This is a genomic window from Stenotrophomonas sp. K-6 (assembly GCF_056861555.1).
This window is the reverse complement of record NZ_JBSPUC010000004.1, coordinates 398010-417063: the sequence shown is the minus strand read 5'-3', so window position 1 is coordinate 417063 and position 19054 is coordinate 398010. Positions and strand designations below refer to the sequence as shown.

General features: G+C 66.6%; 16 protein-coding genes. 10 read left to right on the top strand and 6 right to left on the bottom strand.

The features are described from left to right. The first annotated feature begins 139 nt into the window (after window positions 1-139). On the top strand, window positions 140-610 hold the full coding sequence (locus tag AC13F7_RS14825; RefSeq protein ID WP_088432353.1) for a YehS family protein: 471 nt from the start codon (window positions 140-142) through the stop codon (window positions 608-610). Here AC13F7_RS14825 and AC13F7_RS14820 read toward each other — a convergent pair. Further along, entirely contained in the window at window positions 576-1511 is a 936-nt protein-coding gene (locus AC13F7_RS14820) for a LysR family transcriptional regulator (protein ID WP_483001752.1), read from the bottom strand. The two genes, AC13F7_RS14825 and AC13F7_RS14820, sit on opposite strands and share 35 nt — an antisense overlap. 99 nt (window positions 1512-1610) lie before the next feature. Here AC13F7_RS14820 and AC13F7_RS14815 point away from each other — a divergent pair, with 99 nt between their 5' ends. Next, window positions 1611-2792: an MFS transporter gene (locus tag AC13F7_RS14815; RefSeq protein ID WP_483001749.1), complete on the top strand. Its 1182-nt coding sequence runs from the start codon at window positions 1611-1613 to the stop codon at window positions 2790-2792. A 13-nt stretch (window positions 2793-2805) separates the two neighbouring features. Here the strand turns inward: AC13F7_RS14815 and AC13F7_RS14810 are convergent, their stop codons facing one another. After that, entirely contained in the window at window positions 2806-3444 is a 639-nt protein-coding gene (locus AC13F7_RS14810) for a TorF family putative porin (RefSeq protein ID WP_483001789.1), read from the bottom strand. 235 nt (window positions 3445-3679) lie between these two features. On the opposite strand from AC13F7_RS14810, the gene AC13F7_RS14805 reads away from it, so the two are divergent. Next, the gene (locus tag AC13F7_RS14805; protein ID WP_353085067.1) at window positions 3680-4069 is read left to right on the top strand and encodes a DUF6165 family protein; all 390 of its coding nucleotides are present in this window, start codon (window positions 3680-3682) and stop codon (window positions 4067-4069) included. Window positions 4070-4090: 21 nt separating this feature from the next. On the opposite strand, the gene AC13F7_RS14800 is transcribed toward AC13F7_RS14805, so the two are convergent. Continuing rightward, window positions 4091-4834 carry a FadR/GntR family transcriptional regulator gene (locus AC13F7_RS14800; protein ID WP_088432357.1) on the bottom strand — a complete coding sequence of 248 codons (744 nt, stop codon included), beginning with the start codon at window positions 4832-4834 and terminating at the stop codon, window positions 4091-4093. A 90-nt stretch (window positions 4835-4924) separates the two neighbouring features. Beyond that, complete coding sequence (locus tag AC13F7_RS14795; RefSeq protein WP_483001747.1) at window positions 4925-7798, bottom strand: TonB-dependent receptor; 2874 nt, start codon at window positions 7796-7798, stop codon at window positions 4925-4927. A gap of 341 nt (window positions 7799-8139) precedes the next feature. On the opposite strand from AC13F7_RS14795, the gene AC13F7_RS14790 reads away from it, so the two are divergent. Genes AC13F7_RS14790 through AC13F7_RS14765 form a run of 6 tightly spaced genes read left to right on the top strand, consistent with a single transcriptional unit; the run spans window position 8140 to window position 16924 of the window. Further along, complete coding sequence (locus AC13F7_RS14790) at window positions 8140-10323, top strand: polysaccharide lyase 6 family protein (RefSeq protein WP_483001745.1); 2184 nt, start codon at window positions 8140-8142, stop codon at window positions 10321-10323. Beyond that, window positions 10320-12524 carry an oligoalginate lyase gene (locus tag AC13F7_RS14785; protein ID WP_483001743.1) on the top strand — a complete coding sequence of 735 codons (2205 nt, stop codon included), beginning with the start codon at window positions 10320-10322 and terminating at the stop codon, window positions 12522-12524. The genes AC13F7_RS14790 and AC13F7_RS14785 overlap by 4 nt, the downstream gene beginning before the upstream one ends. Continuing rightward, entirely contained in the window at window positions 12521-13813 is a 1293-nt protein-coding gene (locus AC13F7_RS14780; RefSeq protein WP_483001741.1) for an MFS transporter, read from the top strand. The genes AC13F7_RS14785 and AC13F7_RS14780 overlap by 4 nt, the downstream gene beginning before the upstream one ends. Window positions 13814-13856: 43 nt before the next feature. Then, window positions 13857-14612 (top strand): SDR family NAD(P)-dependent oxidoreductase, encoded by a 756-nt coding sequence (locus AC13F7_RS14775; RefSeq protein WP_483001739.1) that lies wholly within the window; start codon window positions 13857-13859, stop codon window positions 14610-14612. A gap of 30 nt (window positions 14613-14642) precedes the next feature. Next, a complete protein-coding gene (locus AC13F7_RS14770; RefSeq protein WP_483001737.1) occupies window positions 14643-15824 on the top strand; it encodes a GDSL-type esterase/lipase family protein in 1182 nt (393 codons plus the stop codon). Further along, complete coding sequence (locus AC13F7_RS14765) at window positions 15821-16924, top strand: sugar kinase (RefSeq protein WP_483001735.1); 1104 nt, start codon at window positions 15821-15823, stop codon at window positions 16922-16924. The genes AC13F7_RS14770 and AC13F7_RS14765 overlap by 4 nt, the downstream gene beginning before the upstream one ends. A gap of 19 nt (window positions 16925-16943) precedes the next feature. Here AC13F7_RS14765 and AC13F7_RS14760 read toward each other — a convergent pair whose 3' ends face one another. Then, on the bottom strand, window positions 16944-17369 hold the full coding sequence (locus AC13F7_RS14760; RefSeq protein WP_481469359.1) for an NUDIX domain-containing protein: 426 nt from the start codon (window positions 17367-17369) through the stop codon (window positions 16944-16946). 132 nt (window positions 17370-17501) lie between these two features. Further along, the gene (locus AC13F7_RS14755) at window positions 17502-18074 is read right to left on the bottom strand and encodes an OmpO family porin (RefSeq protein WP_478056471.1); all 573 of its coding nucleotides are present in this window, start codon (window positions 18072-18074) and stop codon (window positions 17502-17504) included. A 619-nt stretch (window positions 18075-18693) separates the two neighbouring features. Between AC13F7_RS14755 and AC13F7_RS14750 the strand changes: the two genes are divergently transcribed. After that, entirely contained in the window at window positions 18694-19053 is a 360-nt protein-coding gene (locus tag AC13F7_RS14750; protein ID WP_483001732.1) for a DUF1428 domain-containing protein, read from the top strand. The last annotated feature ends 1 nt before the right edge of the window (window position 19054 follow it).

Here is a 19054-nt window from a genome sequence, read left to right as displayed (position 1 = left end):
TCGATGCCTGATCGCGGCACTGTGCTTCACTTTCATGGCAGCCAGATGACAGCGACCACCGGTCGCAGCCGGCCACGCGTCCGCCACGGGGTAAAATGGCCGCCAGCCGCGCAGCCGCGCCGGCGGTATTGGACGTCCCATGATCAACAACGATGTACTGCGCAGCATCCGCTACATGCTCGACCTCAGCGACGGCATGATCGCCGACACCTGTGCCCTGGCCGATCCGGCCTTCGTGGTCGACAAGGCCGATGTGGCCGGCTGGCTGCGCAAGGAAGACGAAGAAGGCTTCGTGCCCTGCGACGACCGCACCCTGGCGCATTTCCTGGATGGCCTGATCGTGCATTTCCGTGGCCGCGACGAGAGCCAGCCGGTGCGCCCGGTGGAAAAGCGCATCACCAACAACCTGGTGCTGAAGAAGCTGCGCGTCGCCTTCCAGCTGAAGGACGTGGACATGCACGAAGTGTTCGACGCCGCCGGGTTCTCGGTCTCCAAGCCGGAACTGTCCGCACTGTTCCGTCAGCCGGACCACAAGAACTACCGCGCCTGCGGTGATCAGATGCTGCGCAATTTCCTCAAGGGCCTGACCCTGCGTGTGCGCGGCGCCTGAGTGAGGCCGTGGTGCGTGGCTCCGGTGCCGGGGCCACGTGCTGCAGCAGTACCTCAACGAAGGCCCGCGCCGCCGGCGTGGGAAGGTGTGACCAGACCGCATGCACGCGCCGCGTCGGTGCGCCCTGGATCGCCACACAGGCAACATCGCTGAAGCCGGCCGCGATGGCCTGCGGCACGATGCCCACCGCCAACCCTTGCTGTACAAAGCGCTCGACCAGCGCCATGTGATTGATCTCGAACGGCACCCGATGGGGCAGTCCGGCGGCGGCGAAGGCTTCATCGGTCTGCCGGCGCGCACCGCTCCCGTGCGGGAAGTCCACCAGAGGCAGCTCGGCCAGCGTCGCCAGCGAGAGCCGTTTACGCCTCGCCAAGGCATGGTCCGGGGGCAGCACGGCCACCATCGCCTCCTCGGCCAGCAATCGGTGCTGGGCGCCCTCGATCGGGGTGCCCGGTGACAGCCCGACCAGCGCCACATCCAGCCGCCGCTCGCGCACGTCGGCCATCAGCACTTCGCTCTTGTCCATGCGCAGGCGGAACTCGACCTGCGGATAGCGCTGGTGAAAGGCCGCAAGGCAAGCGACCAGATCCACGGCGGTCAACGAGGTGATCTGGCCGATGTGCAGGATGCCGCGCACCTGGCCACCGACGGCGGCAACGTCATCGCGCAGATGCCGCAGCGAGGCAAGCACCTGCCGTGCGTGCGTCAAAAGTGCTTCACCGGCGGGCGTTACTCTGACCTGACGCGGCAGGCGCTCGAACAGCGTGGCCTGCAGTTCGTCTTCGAGATGGGCGATCTGGTGGCTCAGCGCCGACTGCACGACGTGGCAGCGCTGCGCGGCACGGGTGAAGTTGCCTTCCTCGGCCAGCGCCACCGCGAACTCGAGCTGCTTGAGGTTCATTGCGCCATCTCATTTTCAGATGGATTGGATGATAACTATTCATTTCCCTCATTTTCCGATCGGGCGGACACTGGCGCCCCTTCTCTCCTGGAGCCCGTCATGACCCACGACGTGCCCTCGCCACTCAGCCGCTGGCAGGTTCTGCTGATGGCCTTCGCCACTGGTGTGGCCGTGGCCAGCAACTATTACGCGCAGCCGCTGCTGCACACCATCGCCGGGCAGTTCGGGGTGTCCTTCGCGCGTGCCGGCACGGTGGTGACCGTGGCCCAGCTGAGCTATGCGGCGGGCCTGATCCTGCTGGTGCCGCTGGGCGATCTGTTCGAACGGCGCCGGCTGATCGTGGTGATGTCGCTGCTGTCGGCGGCGGGGCTGGTGCTGAGCGCGCTCAGCCATCAGTTCGTCTGGCTGCTGGTGGGCACCGCGCTGACCGGCCTGTTCTCGGTGGTGGCACAGGTGCTGGTGCCGTTCGCGGCGACGCTGGCGCGGCCGGAAGAGCGCGGCCAGGTGGTCGGCACGGTGATGAGCGGCCTGCTGCTCGGCATCCTGCTGGCACGCACCGTGGCCGGCGCGCTCTCCTCGCTGGGCGACTGGCGCACCGTGTACTGGATCGCCGCCGCAGCGCTGGTGCTGACCACGGGCATGTTGTATCGGCATCTGCCGCGCTTCCATCAGACTGCCGGCCTGGGCTATCTGCAGCTGCTGCGCTCGATCGGCACGCTGTTCGCGCAGGAGCCGGTGTTCCGGCTGCGTACGGTGCTGGGTGCGCTGAGCTTTGCGATGTTCGCGATCTTCTGGACACCGCTGGCGTTCCTGCTCGCGGCCGAACCGTATGGCTACAGCGATGCAACGATAGGCCTGTTCGGGCTGGTGGGTGCGGCCGGCACGCTGGCCGCCGGGGTGGCCGGGCGCATGGCCGACCGTGGCAAGGCTGCGTTGGCGACGACCGTGGCGCTGGTGCTGCTGGCCGCGTCATGGCTCCCGCTGGGCTTCTCCACGCACTCGCTGATCGCACTGGTGCTGGGCGTGATCGTGCTCGATCTGGCTGCGCAGCTGTTGCATGTGAGCAACCAGAACGTGGTGTATGCACTGCGCCCGGAAGCACGCAACCGGCTCAATGCCGGCTACATGACGGGCTATTTCATCGGTGGCTCGCTGGGCTCACTGGTCTCGGCGCAGGTCTTTGATCGCTTTGGCTGGACCGGTGTGTGCGTCACCGGTGCGGGCGTTGCGCTGGTGGCGATGGGCATCTGGGCGGTGTCGCAGGCAAAGCGGCGGGCGTAGGTGCCCGCCCGCCTCAGAAAGCGGTTTGTACCGCGACCTCGACGCGCGATCCCGCATTGCCCGGAAACAACTGTTTCGCGGCACCGTCGGTGTCGTGCCCGGTCACCCGCAGCTCCCACGGTCCGTGCACACGCCACACCACGCTGAGCTGGCCGTGCAGGTAATCATCGGCCTGCGCGCTGTCCAGCCAGTAGTGGCCTACCGCGCCCTCGACACGCCACTGCCCGCCCAGCGGCAGACGCGCACCGAGCTGCGCATAGGTGCCGCCGTGGCCGCCGGCCAGCGCGTTGTCGGAGACGCCGACCTGCAGCCAGGCGCGTTGCCGCCAGGTCACCGTGCCGTTGAGCTCGGTCCAGTCCAGATCGACGGTGGTCGAGGGATAGAGGTAGCGGGTCAGGTTGACGTCCACGCTCCAGTCCGGCGCCACCGCACCGCTCCAGCCGGCGACGAGATCGAATTCGCTGCGCGCGCCGTTGTCCGGCGTGAACGAGACGCCCGAGCCCCAGGCCGAGGCATACCAGCCGTTGGCCGCGCTGAACTTCACGCCGGCCTGCACGGCCGGATCGCCGTCGCTCTGGGAGCTGCCGCGCCAGACGTAATCCGAGGTCAGCGTCGCCGTGCCTTCCACAGCGGCCGCTGCCGCACCACTCATGACCAGCCCAACCAGCACCGCGCCGCAGCGCAGGCGCTGTTTCAAAGGTTTACCCACCACGTGTCCCACTCCAGATGACAGCCGCGCCGTCGAGAGCGACAGTGTCCTCAGGACCGGCGTAAAGCCGCCATGGCGTGGCCACCCGATCGGCGCAACGTTTCTGTAAATCCTGCGTCAGGGTGGTGCCCGGGGGTGCGCGGTATCATGGCCGCTCTGACCTGTTGCGAGTAATGGCGTGGACGCGATCCTGACCCCGGTATCGATTGGCGAGCTGATCGACAAGATCACCATCCTGGAAATCAAGGCCGAACGCATTGCCGATGCCGGCAAGAACGCCAACGTCCGCAAGGAACTCGATGGCCTGTGGCCGCTGTGGCAGCAGCAGGTAAGCGCTCAGCCGGGGCTGGAAGCACTGAAGACGCAGCTCAAGGCAATCAACGAGCGCATGTGGGAGATCCAGGATCAGCTGCGCGACAAGGAAGCGGCGCAGGTGTTCGACGATGCCTTCATCCAGCTGGCGCGCGGTGTCTATGGCACCAATGGCGAGCGGGTCAAAGTGAAGAACGAAATCAACCGCATCGCCGGCTCGCAGCTGGTCGAAGAAAAGCAGTACCAGGGCGAATAAGCCCGCCGATACGCGCCGGGCTCAGTGCCCGGTCGCGGCCATGAAGCGTTCGCGGTCCTGCTGGGTGCGCCGGCGGATTTCAGCCAGCGCTTCATTCTCGGTAGCTTCCAGCATCGATTCGAACAGCCGCTGGAAGTGGTTGCGCATGGCCGACCGCGCCGCTGCCGGGTCGCGCTGGCGCAGTGCATCCAGAATCCGGGTATGTTCCTCGTCGCGGGTGTCATCGTCGTTGTGGCAGACGTTGGCGTAGACCTGCTTGACCCGCGGCAGCTCGTTGCGCATCCGCCAGATCAGCTGCACGCAGTGCTCCACCACCGGGTTGCCGGCGATCCGCGCGATCGACAGGTGGAACTGGCGATCGGCCTCGCTGGCCGCCGCCTCACCCGAATTCGGGTCGACCATGGCGGCGATCAGGCCGGCCAGGTCCTCCAGTTCGGCATCGGTGATGCGGCTGGCCGCCATCGCGGCCGCCTCGGCCTCGATCACCGCACGTGCCGCGGTCAGGTCGAACGCCGAGACGTCGGGCAGTGCGCCCGGCGCCTGTGATGGCTTGGCCTTCACATACACGCCCGAGCCGGTCTTGATGGTGATCAGGCCCTGCGCTTCCAGCGCGATTTCCGCCTCGCGCACCGTCACCCGGCTCACGCCCAGGCGTTCGGCCAGGTCGCGTTCGCCCGGCAGGCGGGAGCCCGGCGGGAATTCGCCCTTCTCGATCAGCGCGACGATTTCGGCAGCAATGGACTGGTACAGACGGGGTTCGGACATCATCAAAGGCCTGGCTGACAGGTGGCTGGGGACCGACACGCGACCGCGCCTTCAGAGAGCGGCGCGGTCGGAAAAACCGCGCCACTGACCTCAGAAGCGGTAGCGCACCCCCAGATAATACCGCCGCCCGTACGTGGTGTACTCGCGGAAGCTACCGAGGATGGGCATATCCGACACCCGCGGCTCATCGGTGAGGTTGCTGGCCGACAGCGACAACGACAGGTGCTTGTTCACTTTGTAGGTGGCGCGGAAGTCCAGCGAGCCATTGTCCCGCACATAGCGGTTCTGCGACGGGTCACCGACAAACTGCTGGTAATAGTCGGAGCGGTATTTGTAGATCGCCTGCAGATCGAGCTTGCCCAGGCCCCAGTACACCTGCGCCGAGGCCACATGCTTGGACAGACCGAAGATGTTGGCCGGCTCGACGATGCCCGGCGTCACCACACCGGTGGCCGGGTCGGTGGACTCGCCCAGGCGCAGGTCTTCGGTCCTGAAGTTGGAATCGGCGTAGTTGTAGCTGGCCTTCACGCCCAACCCGGAGAAGATCCCCGGCAGGTAGGAGAAGCTGTGCGAAGCGGTGAACTCCACGCCGAACAGATCGCTCTTCTGGTCGCTGGTGGCCAGCTGCTCCACCGGCACGGTCACGCTCTGACCATCGATATCGAAGGTCTCGTTGACGATCACCGGCATCGAGCCGCCGTTGAACTGCTTGTAGTACAGCGCACCGGACAACATGGTGTCTTCGTTGGCGTACCACTCCAGCGAGAGATCGCCATTCCATGACATCAACGGCTTGGCGCGCGGGTTGCCGGTGGCCGTGATGCTGCGCAGCGCATCGCCCACGCTGTTGAACTCGGTATCCACCTCGCCCAGGTTGAAGGTGCGGCCATAGCCTTCAGCGGCCAGATCCGGACGCGACATCGCCCGATAGCCGCCGACGCGCAGCAGCAGGTCCGGGCGCAGTTCGAAGGCGGCGTTGAAGCTGGGCAGCCATTCGGTATTGCTTGACTTGAGCACCTGCGAGGTGAAATCGCCGGTCGGCTCCAGGGTCACGGTGCCGTCGGGATTGTTGATCACATCCAGGCCGCTGCGCAGGCCGACCGAGCGCACCTCGGTCCGCACGCCACGCACGCCGATGTTGCCGGTCACCGGCAGGCCAAACCATTCGGCGCTGTAATCGCCCATCAGGTACAGCGCGCTGGTTTTCTCGGTCACATCGTTGTTGGCCGGGTTGCGCAGGTCCGCGCTCAGGCCGGTGTCGTCCGCGCCGGTGAAGGCCTTGAACAGGCAACGGCTGTCGAAGCTGGCCCACTGGTCGATGGTGTTGCCACTGGCATTGGCCAGGAAATCGTCCTGCGGGAAGGCCTGGCGGCAGGCCAGGTTGGCGGCGCGGATCGCCGCGACGCTCGTGGTGGTCACATCCACGGTGTCGGTGTAATCGGTGTAGGTCGCCTCGGAGCGGCGCAGGCCACCCTTGATCGCGGTGAAGAAGCCGCTTTCCGGGGTGAACGTGGCATCGAAGCGGCCGGCACGGATGGTGTGCTCGCGATGCTGCTGGCGACGACGCACCAGCGCCGAATCGGTGAAGTTGTCCGGGTTGTTCACGTCGAACGCCGGATCCAGATAGATGCTCGGAACGTCACCGCTGTAGTCATAGGTGTAATCGACGTAGCGGGTGTTCTTGATGCCGCCGACCGGCCTGCCGTTGACGTCGGTGCGACCGGCGCGCAGGCGGGTGCTGCGTTCGATCTGATCGCGCTCGGTATTGGAATAGGACAGGTCGGTGGACAGCGTCCAAGCCGGGCTCGGCCGGAAAATCACGTTGAGCCCGCCGCCGGTGTATTCCTCCTGGCGCTCCAGGAAATTGCCGGTGGAATCGACCGTGGTGCTGCCGGTGTGGTGCAGCAGCGCGCCATCGTCAGTGACCACGCGGTTGTTGAGGTTGCGCATCATCGAAGACAGCGACAGATCCGAGCGGTCTTCGGTGTAGTCGCGCTTGGAGTGCTGGTAATCCAGGTTCACTTCCACCGTATCGCTGGGCCGCCACTGCAGCGCGGCGAACTGCGAATCGCGCTTGTCGTGCTCGATGAACTGGCGGTAGATGCGGCTGCTGGGCACCAGGTAGTACGGCACGCCGTCGGCCACCTGGTTGCCATTTACCTGGGTGCAGTTGCGCGTCGCGCCAACCACCTCACGGCCATCGCAGGCCACCCAGGTGGAGCTGCTGGAGAACATCTCTTCCGGGTTGCTGCCTTCCAGCGCCTGCACACCGATGGAGACACCGAGCTTGCCGGCGTTGCCCATGTCGAACTGGTCGATGTAGCTGGCGGTACCGCGCCAGCCGACGCCGTCCTTGTCCTTGAGGCGGTCATCGTAGTCCTGCCAAGTGCCACGGCCATCGAGCTGGAACGTGCGTTTGCCGTACTCCAGTGGTTTGACCGTCTCCATGTTGATCGTGCCGGCCACGCCACCTTCGACGAAGTCGGCACGCTGGGTCTTGTAGATCGCCACCGTGTTGATCAACTCGGACGGGAACTGGTTGAAGTTCACCGAGCGGTCGCCACTGCCATTGGTGGCCTCGCGGCCATTGAAGGTGGACGAACCGAGGAACGGCCCCAGGCCACGGATCGAGATTTCCGACGCACCGCCCTTCTCGCGATGGGTGGAGGCACCGGTGATCGTTTCGATCGCTTCACCGATCGACAGCGCCGGCAGATCACCAATGTCGTCGGCGGCCAGCACATCGGAGACCACGGTCTCCTCGCGCTTCTTGTCGATCGAGGTCTGGATGGTGCCGCGGATGCCGGTCACCTGGACCTGATCCAGCGTGGTGGCTTGCCCCGGCGGCGAGGCGGGTGTTTCGGCATCCTGTGCGTGGGCAAGCGGCAGTGCCGCGGTGGCGCACAGGGCATAGAACAGCGCGCTGTGCAGCGCGGTGCGGCGGAGGCCTCGTGGTGAGGCCATACGGTGGTCATGCAACATCGTGATCTCCCTCCCAGGATGGATCGTCCGATTACACGGATTCGATGCGGAAGATTCACGACTGATGAACCAATGTCAATGAATTGGTACTAAAGTCTACCCCGCACCACCGCCCAGACCACTTTGCGTGGAATTAATGTGCGGACGCAGCAAAAAAATGCGCAAACCACAGACCACATGCACCTAACGTGGTATGCGATTGTGGTTGACGTGCGCGCCGGGCAACCTGTTAGGATCGTGTCTCGCGTCAGTCGCCACGGTTCATCTGGGAGGGTAAGCCCGTGACTTTGCAACACTCGCATGCGCCGTTGGCGCGGCGTCCCATGGCCAAGGGCTTGCTGTTGAGCCTGTCCCTGGCGGCATTCCCTGCCGTGGCGGCCGATTATCTGGTGCGCGACGCTGCTGCCTATGCCACCGCCGTACGCGCCCTCGCCCCCGGCGATACAGTGATCCTGGCGGACGGCGTCTGGCGCGATGTAGACCTGCTTTTTCAGGGCAACGGCAAAATTGGTCAACCAATTAAATTAACGGCGCAGACCCCCGGCAAGGTAATTCTCAGCGGCCAGTCCCAGCTGCGTCTGGCCGGTGAGCACCTGGAGGTTTCCAACCTTGTCTTCCGCGATGGTTGGGCGCCGGGTGGCGAAGTGGTTTCATTCCGGCGGTCCGCCAGTGAGTGGGCCAACCACAGCCGGGTGACCGGGATCGTCATCGACCGCTACAACAAACCCGACCGCCAGCAGTCCGATCACTGGGTGGCGCTGTACGGCCAGCACAACCGCTTCGACCACAACCAGCTGGTCGGCAAGACCAATGCGGGCACCACCCTGGTGGTAGTGCGCAACGCTACCAGTGGCCTGGACAACCAGCACCGCATCGACCACAACTGGTTCGGCCCGCGCCCCAACCTGGGCGCCAATGGCGGCGAGACGATGCGCATCGGCACCAGCCATGATTCGCAGTCGGACTCGCGCACCTTGGTGGAGAACAACTGGTTCGAGCAGTGCGATGGCGAGGTGGAGATCGTCTCCAACAAGTCCGGCGGCAACACCTACCGCGGCAACGTCTTCCAGGACTCGCGCGGCTCGCTGGTGCTGCGCCACGGCCACGGCAATCGGGTCGAGCGCAATGTGTTCCTCGGCCATGGCAAGGCGCATACCGGCGGCGTGCGCGTGATCAACCGCAATCAGACGGTGCGCGACAATTACTTCGAAGGCATCGCCGGCGACAACTTCGCCGCGGCGTTGAGTGTAATGGCCGGTACCCACGACGCGCCGTTGAACCGTTACGAGCAGATCGATCAGGCGGTGATCGAACGCAACAGCTTCATCCAGGTCGGCACCCTGTTACTGGGCGCGGGGCTGGATGAAGAGCGCAACGCGATGCCGGTGAACAGCCGCATCGCCGGCAACGTGTTCATCGGCGATGGACACCGCGAGCTGCTGCGCACGCAGGGCGATCTCTCCGGCATCACGTTCGCGGGCAATGTGCAGAGCCCTGCCGCGTCTGCCGGCTTCCCTGGCGGTGTCAGCGGCCAGACCCTGACCCTGCAGCGCGCGGCCAACGGTCTGCTCTACCCCACCGCCGCCATCGATGCCGGCGCCCCGCGCGACCTGGCCCCGATCCCACGCGACCAGGTCGGCGTGGACTGGTATCCCAAGACCCTGCCGGCCACCGCACTGGACAGCGGCGCGGTGCGCACGGTCGCACCGGGCGAGGACACCCTTACCGCCGCCGTGGCCGCCAGTGCGCCAGGCGACCGCCTGCAGCTGCAGCGTGGCCGCTACACCGTCAGCCAGGTGCTGGCGGTGGACCATCCGCTCAGCGTGGTCGGCCCCGCCCGTGGCCAGGCCAGCGTGCAGTTCTCGCGGCCGAGCCTGTTCGAGATCGGCGCACGCGGTTCGCTGCGCCTGGCGCGGCTGGACATCGACGGCGCGCTCGCCCCGGATGCCGCCGGCAACGCGGTGATCCGCGTGCCGCCCGGCAGCCAGGCGTTCAACTACACGCTGCGCATCGAAGACAGCCGCGTACACGGGCTGACCGCCAACAAGGCCTTCGATGTGATCGCCACCGGCAAAGGCAGCCTGGCCGCGCGGATCGCACTGGCCCACGTCACGGTGGAGGACATCACCGGCAGCGTGATCGCCGCAGCCGCCGAGACCGACGATCTGGGCACCTACAACGCCGAGCAGGTGGATCTGCTGGACTCCACGTTCCGCCGCATCGGCGGGCCGGTGGTGAGCCTGTATCGCGGCGGCACCGACGAGAGCACCTTCGGTCCGGCGCTGCAGGTGCACGGCAACCAGTTCGAGCAGGCCGGGGTGGCCGATGACGCCAGCCTGCGCCTGCATGGCGTGCAGTTCGCCAGCATCCGCGACAACCGCTTTGACCGCAGCGGCCGCATCCGTTTCAGCCATCGCGTCGGGGAACCGACCCTGCGCATGGGCGACAACCCGCTGACGGCCACCGCGCCGTTGCTGTCCGATACCCCTGTTGAGGCCCTGCCATGAATCACGCCCCGCCCCTGATGCTGCTGCTCGCCGCCACGCTTGGCGGGGCCGCGCTGCCCGCGGCGTCCGCCACCGCGCCGGTGCTGGTCACCGCCGCGCAGTGGACGCAGATGCGTACCGAGGGTGCGCGCTCGCCGCTGTTCGCCAAGGAACAGCAGCGCGCCGAACAGCGCGTGCGCGCGATGATGAAGGCCGGCATTGACGTGCCGGCGCCCAAGGACAAGGGCGGCGGTTACACCCACGAACAGCACAAGCGCAATTACCAGGCCATCCAGGCCGCCGGCGCGCTGTATCGGCTGACCGGCGACAAGGCCTATGCCGCCTTCGCCCGCGACCTGCTGCTGGGTTACGCCAAGCTCTACCCGGGCCTGGGCGCGCACCCGCAGGGCCGCGGCCAGATTCCCGGCCGGCTGTTCTGGCAGACCCTCAACGATTCGGTCTGGCTGGTCAGCGCCGCGCAGGGCTACGACGCGATCCGCGACACGCTCAGTGACGCCGACCGCACGATGATCGACGACAACGTGTTCCGCGCGATGGCCGATTTCCTGTCCGGCACGCCGGAGAACTTCGACAAGATCCACAACCACGCTACCTGGGCGGTCGCTGCCGTGGGCATGACCGGCTACGTGCTGCGCGATGCCGGCTACGTCGACAAGGCCCTGCAGGGCAGCAGACGCGATGGCAGCGCCGGCTTCCTCAAGCAGGTCGATCAGCTGTTCTCGCCGGACGGGTATTACGAAGAAGGCCCGTACTACCAGCGCTACGCGCTGGCCCCGTTCATCCTGTTCGCCAACGCCATCGAGCGCAACGAACCGCAACGCGGCATCTTCAAGCGCCGCGACGGCGTGCTGCTCAAGGCGGTCGATGCGCTGGTGCAGAGCAGCTACGGCGGCTACTTCTTCCCGATCAACGATGCCATCCTCGACAAGGGCCTGGACACCGAGGAACTGGTGGCCGGTATCGACATCGCCTACGCGCAGACCGGTGATGCCCGCCTGCTGTCCGTCGCCAGAACACAGAAGCGCGTGCTGCTCTCCCCCGAAGGCCTGCAGGTGGCCCAGGCGCTGGCGGAGAACAAGGCCAAGCCGTTCGCCTTCGTACCGACCCTGCTGCGTGATGGCCCGGACGGCACCGAAGGCGCACTGGCGATCCTGCGCATGGGCGGCGAGAGCGGCCAAGCGCTGGTGATGAAGAACACCAAGCAGGGCATGGGCCACGGCCACTTCGACAAGCTCAACTGGCTGTTCTACGACAACGGCCAGCGCGTGGTCACCGATTACGGCGCGGCGCGCTTCCTCAACATCGAGGCCAAGGCCGGTGGCATCTACCTGCCGGAGAACAGCAGCTGGGCCCGGCAGACCATCGCGCACAACACGCTGGTGGTGAACGAACAGAGCCACTTCGGCAGCGACTGGAAGAAGGGCCAGCCGCTGGCGCCGACGCCGCTGCTGTTCGCGGTCAGCGACGATACCCAGATCGCCTCGGCACGGATGGAGGGTGCCTACGAAGGGGTCAGCTTCACCCGTACCCAGGCGCTGCTCTCGCACCCCTCGCTCGGCGAGCCGGTGGTACTGGATCTGCTGCGTGTCAGCGGCAGCAAGGCCGCACGCTATGACCTGCCGCTGCACTTCAACGGGCACATCATGGACGTGGGCTTCAAGACGCAGTCCGCGGTCGCCGCACGTCCGGTGCTGGGCAAGGCCAACGGTTATCAGCATGTGTGGATCGATGCGGCCAGCGAGCCGACCACCGACGCGCGCAGCCTGACCTGGCTGCTGGACGGCCGCTTCTATACCTACCGCTTCGCCAGCACCGCGCCCTCGCGCGCCCTGATCGGCGAGAGCGGTGCGAATGATCCTTCGTTCAACCTGCGCCGTGAGCCACTGCTGCTGCAGCGGGTGGATGGGCAGGCTGCCACCACGTTCTACGGTGTGCTCGAACCGCACGGCCAGTACGACGGCACCGCCGAAACCGTGCGCGGCGCCAACAGCCGCATCGACCGCCTCACCCACTACCGCGGCAAGGATGCTGACGTGCTGGTGCTCGACCTGGCCGGCGGCAAGCAGCTCGCCGTGGGCATCGCCGATGATCCGGCCAAGGGCGGATCGCATGAAGTGAGCGGCGGCGGACACAGCTGGCGCTGGGACGGTGGCTGGAAGCGCTTCGACACCGGCACCCGCACCGGCAAGGACGGCAAATGAAGGTCACCACACAGGCCCGCACCTATGTCCGTTGGCTGATCGTGGCGCTGATCGCCGTGGCCACCGTGATCAACTACATCGACCGCAATGCGTTGGCCGTGATGTGGCCGCAGATTTCCAAGGACGTCGGCGCGACCAAGGAAGATTACGCGCTGCTGGTCACGGTGTTCATGCTGTTCTATGCCGCCGGCCAGTTCGTGTTCGGCCGCCTGTTCGACATCATCGGTACACGCCTGGGCTTTGCGCTGTCGATCGCGGTGTGGTCGATCTCGATCGCGCTGCATTCGGTCACCCACTCCATCCTGTCCTTCAGTATCGTGCGCGCCATGCTCGGCATCAGCGAAGCCGGCGCGTGGCCGGGTGCGGTCAAGGCCAATGCCGAGTGGTTCCCGGCGCGCGAGCGTGCGCTGGCACAGGGCGTGTTCAATGCGGGTGCTTCGATCGGCGCGATCGTGTCGGCACCGCTGATCGCCGTGTTGTTCCTGTGGCTGGGCTGGCGCGGCACCTTCATCCTGATCGGTGCGATCGGCTTCATCTGGCTGCTGCCGTGGCTGATCATCTACCGCGCCGGCCCGGACAAGCACCCGTGGGTGAGCGCGGCCGAGCGCGCGTTGATCCTGGATGCACCCACCGAACAACCCGCCGTGCCGGTCCCCGAGTACGTGCCCAGCATGCGCCAGCTGCTGGGCCATCGGCAGACCTGGGGCATCCTGATCTCGCGGTTCTTCCTGGACCCGATCTGGTGGCTGTTCGTGTCCTGGCTGCCGCTCTACCTGGCCGACACCTTCGGCTTCGACATCAAGCAGATCGGCATCTTCGCCTGGGTGCCGTATGTCGGCGCGATGATCGGCAGCCTCGGCGGCGGCTGGCTCTCCGGCCGCCTGATCGGCGCCGGCTGGAGCGTGGACAAGGCCCGCAAGGTGGTGATCACCCTGGGCGGGGCGATCATGGCCCCGGCACTGCTGGGCGCGGTGCTGGCCACCGATCCGGTCTGGGCCGTGGTGACCATCGCCTTCGTACTGTTCGGCTTCCAGATCGCCATCGGCAACATCCAGACCCTGCCCGGCGACATCTTCAGCGGCAAATCAGTCGGCTCGGTCGCTGGCCTCGGCGGCATGGCCGCGGTGGCCGGCACGCTGATCACCACCTGGCTGGTGCCGGCGATGACCCACGACTCCTACGCACCCATTTTCATCCTGGTGGCGGCCCTGGTGCCGGCCTCCCTGCTGGCGCTGTGGCTGGTCACCGGTCGCGTGGAAAAACTCCACGGCCCGGTCGAGCGCCGCTGAGCCCTGTTCTTCCCTTTCCCCCAACGCATCACAGGAGTGTTTCATGACCCAATTCAAGGACAAGGTGGCCATCGTCACCGGTGGCGGCCGTGACATCGGCCGCGAGATCTCGCTCAAGCTGGCCGCGGCCGGTGCCAAGGTCTGCATCAACTACGCCAACGACGAAGCCAGCGCGCAGGAGACCCTCAGGCAGGTCGAAGCCGCCGGCGGTACCGCGATCGTGCATCGCGCCGATGTCACCGATGCCAAGGCCGTGGCGGCGATGGTCGCTGCAACCCAGGCCGCGTTCGGTCCGCAGATCGATGTGCTGGTGAACGTCGCCGGTGGCATGGTCCAGCGCCGTCCGCTGGCCGAGATCGATGAGGCGTTCTTCCACAAGGTGATGGACCTCAACATGAGCTCGGTCTACCTGACCACGCATGCGGTGGTGCCGCACATGCCCGAAGGCGGCGCGATCGTGAACTTCGCCTCCCAGGCCGGGCGCGATGGCGGTGGCCCGGGCGCGGCGATCTACGCCACGGCCAAGGCTGCCGTGATGACCTTCACCCGCGCCATGGCCAAGGAACTGGGCCCGCGCGGCATCCGCGTCAACGCGCTGTGCTGCGGCATGATCGCCACCCGCTTCCATGACGAATTCACCAAGCCGGAAGTGCGCACCGCGGTGGCCGGCAATACGCCGTTGCGCCGGCAGGGCCGACCGCAGGAAGCCGCCGATACCGCGGTGTACCTGGCCTCCGACGCGGCCGGTTTCATCACCGGTGCCAACGTCGACGTCAACGGCGGCACCTACTTCTCCTGATTGACCCGCTGACCGCCTGGGAGGGCCGCCATGCTGCGCTGGATCACTGCATTCTCTCTTGCACTTGCCACCAGCGCCGCGGCGCTGCCCGCCCAGGCCCAGGTCTGGGTGCCGGCCTGGACCGCCTCGCCGGCACCGGACCGTCTTGATGGTACCCCCGAGGCCCCGGTGCAGTTCGCCAACCAGACCGTGCGCCAGGACATGCGCCTGGCCAGTTCGGCACGCGCCCTGCGCTTCCGCGTCAGCAATGAACTCGGCCAGGCCCCGCTGCATATCGGCGGGGCCTCGGCCCACCTCACCGGCACCGCCACCGCGGCCAAGCCGGTCACCTTCAATGGTCGCGGCGAGATCGTGGTGCCGGTCGGCGCCGCGCTGCTCAGCGATCCGGTCGCGATCACCGCGCCGGCGCTGGCCGACGTCTCGCTCACCGTGTACTTCCCCGATGCCACCCGCCCGGCCGTGCGCCGCACCGCGCTGCGCATCGCCGATGGCCGCGCAGCCACCGTGGGCGACGCGGTCAAGCTCGCCTACCGCCAGAACGTGGTCTCTGCCGTGCTGGCCGAACGCGCCAGCAAGCCGGTGGTGGTGGTCGCCCTGGGCGACTCCATCACCGAAGGCGCCACCGCCACCCGTGGCAGCAATGGCGACTGGCCGGCGCTGCTGTCCGCCCGCCTGCAGCAGGCATGCCCGGACCAGGTGGTGGTGGTCAACGCCGGCATCAGCGGCAACAAGGTCATGGATCACGGCCGCAGCCACAGCGCGCTGGCGCGGCTGGACCGCGATGTGATCGCGCTGCCGAACGTGGACCGCGTGATCCTGTTCGAAGGCATCAACGACATCCGCCATGATGGCGGCACCCCGCCCGTGGCCGGCCGCAACGCCGAGGACATGGTGCTGGGCTACCGGCAGATCGCCGAACGGCTGCACAGCCACGGCATCCGCCCGATTGCCGCCACGATCACGCCCTTCGGTGGCTCGGACCGCTACGAGCCCATCGCGGCCGCCACCCGCACCACCCTCAACACCTGGATGCGCGGCGGCCGCAGCGGCTTCGATGGCCTCATCGACTTCGACCAGATCCTGCGCGATCCGTCCAACCCGGAGCACCTGCCCGAGGCGATCACCCGCGACCACCTGCATCCCAACGACGAGGGCTACCGGCGCATGGCCGCGGGCATCGATCTGGCGCTGCTCGGGTGCCCGGCGCGATGAGTGCCCAGACCTTCGTCGTGGCACCCGACACGGGGCAGCGCTGGGACGCACTGGCACTTGGAGAGGTGATGCTGCGCTTGGATCCCGGCGAAGGCCGGATCCGCAGCGCGCGCCAGTTCAATGTGTGGGAGGGTGGTGGCGAGTACAACGTCGCCCGCGGCCTGTGCAGCACCTTCGCCCATCGCACCGGGGTGCTCACCGCTCTGCCGCGCAACGAGCTGGGGCTGCTTGCCCAACAGCTGATCCAGGCCGGTGGGGTGGATGCCAGCCAGATCGTGTGGCGCGACTACGATGGCATCGGCCGCAACACCCGGATGGGCCTGAACTTCACCGAGCGTGGTTTCGGGGTGCGTGCGCCGCTGGGTATGTCCGATCGCGCGTACTCGGCGGCCTCGCAGCTGCAGCCGCAGGCGTTGGACTGGGATGCGCTGTTCGGGCAGCACGGCGTGCGCTGGCTGCACACCGGCGGGATCTTCGCCGCGCTGTCCGAGCACAGCGCGCAGACCGCGATCACCGCGGTGCGGGCCGCGCGCCGACACGGCGTGGCGGTCTCCTACGATCTCAACTACCGCGCCAGCCTCTGGAACAGCCACCCCGACCCGGATGCCGCGCGCCACGCCAACTGCGCCATCGCGGCCGAGTGCGACCTGTTGATCGGCGATGAGTATTCCTTCGCAGCGTGCCTGGGCATGGACCTGAGCGATCTCGGGCGCCGCCACACGCCGATGGATGTCGGTCCGGCGGAGGCGGCCGCCGTGCGCGCGATGACGCAGTTTCCGGCGCTGCAGGCCGTGGCGTTCACGCTGCGCGACGCCGCCAACGCCGCCCGCCACGGCTGGGCCGGTGCGCTGCGCACGCGGTCGCAACTGTATGTCTCCGCCGCACGCGAAGTAGACCTGCTCGACCGTGTCGGCGGTGGCGATGCCTTCGTGGCCGGCGTGGTGCATGCGCTGCTCAGCGGCAAGGGCGAGCAGGCAGCGGTGGACCTGGGCGCGGCACATGGCGCGGTGGCGATGTCCACGCCGGGCGACTACGCCATCACAAGCCTGGCCGAAGTGGAGGCCGTGGCGCGGGGAGAGGGCGCCGCCGCACGACGCTGAGCGCCCTGCGCGCGAGGAGTCAGTGCGCGATCGAGAGGTGTTCCAGGGCCTTGCGCGTAGAGAGCGTCAGCGGCGCGGGCAGCGCATCCGCGGTGAACCAACCCAGCCCGAGCAGTGCCTCGGGCTCCTGCACGGACGCGATTGTGGTGTCCTGCGCCCGCACCAGATACACCGGGGCGACCCAGTGCTGGCCAAGCGCCGGCTCGAAATGATCGACCACGCACAACAGGCGTTCCACCGTCACCTGGAGTGCGGTCTCCTCTTCCACCTCACGGATCACCGCGTGTTCGACGGCTTCCATCCAGTCGACCTTGCCACCGGGTAGTCCCCAATGCCCCTGCTCGGGCGGGCGCCCGCGCTGGACCAGCAGGATCGCGCCATCGGCGCGCTGGATGACGGCACCACAGCCGAGGCGTGGCTGCTGCAGATCGGTGGATGGGGACATCGGGCATCTCCATGAAAGTGACTCATTATCCCTCGGGCCCCGTGCCTGGATCGCGCCCACGAAAAAGGCCCGGCGATGCCGGGCCTTTCCTGCCACGCCGATCAGGCACGTGGCGATGCGGTCACGCTGGGATTACCAGCTGAAGCGCGGGCCGACCGACCATTCCTTGTCACCGTGGCGATCCATCTTGATGTCGCCGTTGATGCCCCAGTTCTGGTTCAACTTCACCTGGCCACCCAGGCGGCCGTAGAACTGGCCATCCGGATTGACGCCGTGCTTCTTGCTGTAATCCTCGTAGCCGGCCATGGCATAGACTTCGGCGTGCTGGCCGAACGCGGTACGGATACCGGCTTCAGCGCTGTAGCCGTTGAAATCCAGGCCTTCCTTCGGGTCGAACTTGTTGTAGGCAACGCGGCCCACGAAGTCGGTGCTGTTGCCGATTTCCTGGTTGTAGCCGACACCCACGCGCCACTGGTCAACCTTGAAGTTGCCGATGTCGGTCTTCTGCTGGTTGTACTCGCCGAAGGCGTGGAAGTTCGGGTGGAAGGCGTAGGAACCCTTCACGCCCCAACCATCGGCCTTGCCGCCATCTGCGTCGGTCTTGACGTAGTCGGCTTCAGCGTAGTTGTAGGACAGGCCTTCAGCCGCCGAAGCGGTGAACGGGAGGGCGGCAGCCAGGGCCAGAGCAATCAACGAGGTCTTCATGGGGGTACACCTTTATGTCTTGGACTACTTGCACCCGGTTTGAGCCGGACTGCATCGGAAATGTAAATTCTCCGTTATTCGACACAACCCGCCCTGAAGTTGACCCGCTGCACAAACGTGAATTTTGGGGCGCCGTTCAGACGGGCTCTGGCATACGCGCGTGGCATTTCTTCAGGCGACGAAGGCGTGAACGTCCGTACTGCCCGACCATCACGCGGGCTGCTGAGAAGAAGCGTGGAAGGCCACGCACGGGAACCGTGCGGGGAAAGGACTCTGGTCACGACGGTGCCCTTGCGGGGCGTCACGCGCTGGGGAAGCCGCTCTTGGGGAGTAATCGGCTAACGCGTCCATCCTCCTGAATACACCGAGGTCCATGCCGTGGGCGTTGGACCGCAGGGCGCCGTGGGGCGTCCTGCCCGGCATCGCCATCATGTGCTGGATGCGTCAGCTGCAACATCAGGAAGTTCCTCACTCTGATTCAGAGTTTTCTGACCCAAGGCCCCGGACCAGAGGCGTTCACCCACCGCGAAGGGCCGTCGGCGCACTGTCGATCTTCCGCCCCCTGATTCGTCGTATGCCTTGAAGGCGCCCATTCCGGCGCGTCATCTGGAGCTCTGCCATGGCGTATATCGATGGTTTCGTACTGGCTGTCCCGACCGCGAACAAAGAGGCCTTCCTCAAGCACGCCCGGATGGGCGATGCGATCTGCATCCAGCACGGCGCCCTGCGCGTGGTGGAGTGCTGGGGTGATGATGTCCCGCACGGCAAGCAGACCGACTTCCATCGCGCGGTGGAAGCCAAGGAGGACGAGACCGTGCTGTTCTCCTGGATCGAGTGGCCGGACAAGGCCACGCGCGATGCCGGCATGCAGAAGATGATGGACGATCCGCGGATGGATCCAGAGAGCAATCCGATGCCGTTCGATGGCAAGCGGATGATCTACGGCGGCTTCGTTCCGGTAGTTGAGCTGACGTCCTGAG